3 protein-coding genes are annotated in these 2,930 nt (G+C 35.2%); 1 reads left to right on the forward strand and 2 read right to left on the reverse strand.

Annotated elements, in window-relative coordinates; all coding sequences use genetic code 11:
- Positions 1–486: 486 nt before the first annotated feature.
- Positions 487–1,299 carry a hypothetical protein gene (locus EWV66_RS08625; RefSeq protein ID WP_185236914.1) on the reverse strand — a complete coding sequence of 271 codons (813 nt, stop codon included), beginning with the start codon at positions 1,297–1,299 and terminating at the stop codon, positions 487–489.
- A 429-nt stretch (positions 1,300–1,728) separates the two neighbouring features.
- A complete protein-coding gene (locus tag EWV66_RS08630; RefSeq protein WP_002787255.1) occupies positions 1,729–2,145 on the reverse strand; it encodes a PadR family transcriptional regulator in 417 nt (138 codons plus the stop codon).
- 154 nt (positions 2,146–2,299) lie between these two features.
- Between EWV66_RS08630 and EWV66_RS08635 the strand changes: the two genes are divergently transcribed.
- Positions 2,300–2,827 carry a calcium-binding protein gene (locus EWV66_RS08635; protein WP_249264991.1) on the forward strand — a complete coding sequence of 176 codons (528 nt, stop codon included), beginning with the start codon at positions 2,300–2,302 and terminating at the stop codon, positions 2,825–2,827.
- Positions 2,828–2,930 lie beyond the last annotated feature (103 nt).

A 2,930-nucleotide genomic window follows, 5' to 3' on the forward strand; every position in this document is an offset into this window, starting at 1 on the left:
TAAGAGCTTTTTGTAAGTTTTTCTTTTCTTCTAAGTCTAGGAAATCTTTGGCTGGCATAAGTAGGATTTTTCTAAAATTACTATTTCTATTTTAGGTGGTTTAAGTGCGTTTTAGCTTATCACCGCGGGTAATCCTAACCTCGATGGCGACGGTATCTCCGCCTTTACCATCAATAATAGCGGCCAAATTGCCATGGCTGACTCCGATGACAAGGCTGTAGTCATCTCCCTACATCGACTAAATCCTTATCTGGCAAGAGATTTAATTGATTAGTTCGCTCTAGATCGAAAACAGTTGACAAAAATCGCAGCAATGTCTGTCTCTATAAGGAATGAAACCCTTGTAGAGACAGACATTGCATAACAAAAACCGAAGAACCCAAAATATTCAAAAATTTAACAAAAGCGATGGAAATTCCACTTATGCCTTTAAAATGTCTTCCAAGTATCGTTAAAAATTCAGTTCGAGGGTCGATTGTGTCATATTTAATTGTCAAGTAATTCACGTTGTTTACTTTCAATGAAATTCTCCATTAAAAACTTTTCAAGCTCTCTGGTATCGTGACGAATTTTATTGATTCTCTTTAATAAATCTTCGGAAGAAGGAGAAATATGTTCATGATACCGATAAATTTCTAGTAGTTTACTAGCAACAATATATCGCATTAAAAAATCTAGTCGAGTAGAACGCTCATAAAGGTTACTCATAAAAACTCCCATAATATTCGCGCTTACCAGGAAAAAGTTGCTATTAATTAATAAAAGCCAGTTTATTTGATCAAACATCATCATTTTATTGATAGTCAGTGCGTTATAAATTAGTAAGATACAAGTGCCAACAATAACCGCATTAAAAAATCTAATTCGATAAGCTGAATATATTGCCATATAAACCAACATTAAGCCAGAATAATAGGTAACATAAGCCAGATCGTTCTGATCAGACATAAAAATCATTAAATTAATACCAATTCCTCCAATGAGTCCGAGAATACTCATTAATAATTGATAAGACTTGATGAAATTTTTTTGATAACTTTTATAAATAACATACAAAGCAAAAAAACAGATTGACAAACGAATAGGTAAAATATTTGATGCCTGAGATGAACAATATTGATCTAAAAATATGAAAACCAAATAAAGAAATAAACTCATGAATAATGATATTCTAATACTTCCTAGATATCGATTGTAATAATCTTTTTTAAATTCTTCTTCTATCTTGTTGATGGTTTCTGAGTTATACGCTTTCTTAAGACTTTTACTCACAAAATTTGGATCAATAATCTTAATCATTTTGATAAATAATCCGGGAAGGCTACGAATACCAATCCAGAGAAAGACCACAACGAAATGAAATGTTTCTATTATCTATTAATAGTTGAGAATCAGAGCAGTTATTTTGTTTTAATCTCTCTTGCTCATCTAAAATAATTCGTTGCCAATCTTCAGGCAACAGAGTCATAATCAAGGATAGGAATGCTAATAATCTGTGTACTAATAAATTCATAATCTAATACCATAAGTAGGTGGGCATAATTAAATGTATAATGACATTGCGAATGGAGCGGAATGAAGCAATCACGGGGGGTTCAGGGACTTTAACCTATTATTCATATCTTACTTCATTTTATGTTGTTTTCAGCATTCCAAGGTATTGTCTAGCTAGGACTTACGCGGCTAATGTCCCTACAAATGGTGTTTGTGGCCATGATTTGCGTAGTGCTATACAATTTCAATCTCACTCTTGAAATCTGACTCTTTATTGGCTAGGCAATGGACACCATAGATCTCTAAGGCACAAGGAATTAAATTTGAGCGAAATTCTTGGACTTGACGGTATATTTCTCGGCCTTTCGGAGTAATTATATAATATTTTCGTCTCGGCCCTGTGGCTTCATCTCCCCACCTAGATGAGATTAAGCCTCGTTCTTCCATGCGATGTAAGGCAGGATAGAGGCTACCATAACTGATTTTTCGTTTTTCTTGGCTGGCTTTTGCAATTGCATCGGTAAATTCTAGTCCATACATTCCTCTTGGTTGTCTTGAGGAGGGTTCAGCAGCTAGGAGGGTTAAGAGGCATTCTTCTAGCTGTGAAAGGTCTTGAGATTCATTTTTTTCGGTTTTCTGGCGATTAAACACTGTTTTTGACTTGTATTGATTAGATAATATTCACTGATTTATCTTAATACATATTTATATATCTACCTTAACAACTATATCTAATTTCGATATAGTTTATTTGAGCTTCTTAACCGCGATGGAGCAATAGATTCAATAAATTCAGGAAAAAACAATGACTTACTACTACGAAGGTACCAGCACGAGTAACTATTTAAATTACACTGGCTCTGACAATCTTATTGCCAATGGTTATGGTGGTAATGACACCATCTATGGCAATACGAACAATGATCGTATTGATGGTGGTGCTGGAAATGATTATCTCAATGGCTGGTCTGGCGACGATTATTTATGGGGAGGTAGTGGTCATGACTACTTATATGGTTGGTCTGGTAATGACTACTTATATGGAGATTCGGGCATTGATGTTCTTTTGGGAGGTACTGGAAATGATTTTCTTCAGGGTGGGGATGGTGATGATTTTCTTCAGGGTGAGGATGGTAATGACACTTTGTTTGGAGGAAGTTCCTTCTTAAATAATAGTTACATAGATAGATTTCTGGGAGGTAACGGCAATGATATATTCGTTGTAGGTACAACGACTGGTAACTTCTATCAAGGAAGTGGATATGCCATTATTCAAGATTACGATCCGTTGTATGACTATATTCAAGTTAAGGGTGGGGTGGTGATTCGGTAGTAGTGATGGCGGCTTAATCCTTTGCTTTGCTGTGCATTGTAGTCATGGATAAAATACCAAACAGCCCCAACGTGATTCTCCATTTTTTTAGAGAAAGATAGAC

The sequence above is a fragment of the Microcystis sp. M_OC_Ca_00000000_C217Col genome (assembly GCF_007095585.1).
In the GTDB taxonomy this organism is placed as follows: Bacteria; Cyanobacteriota; Cyanobacteriia; order Cyanobacteriales; family Microcystaceae; genus Microcystis; species Microcystis panniformis.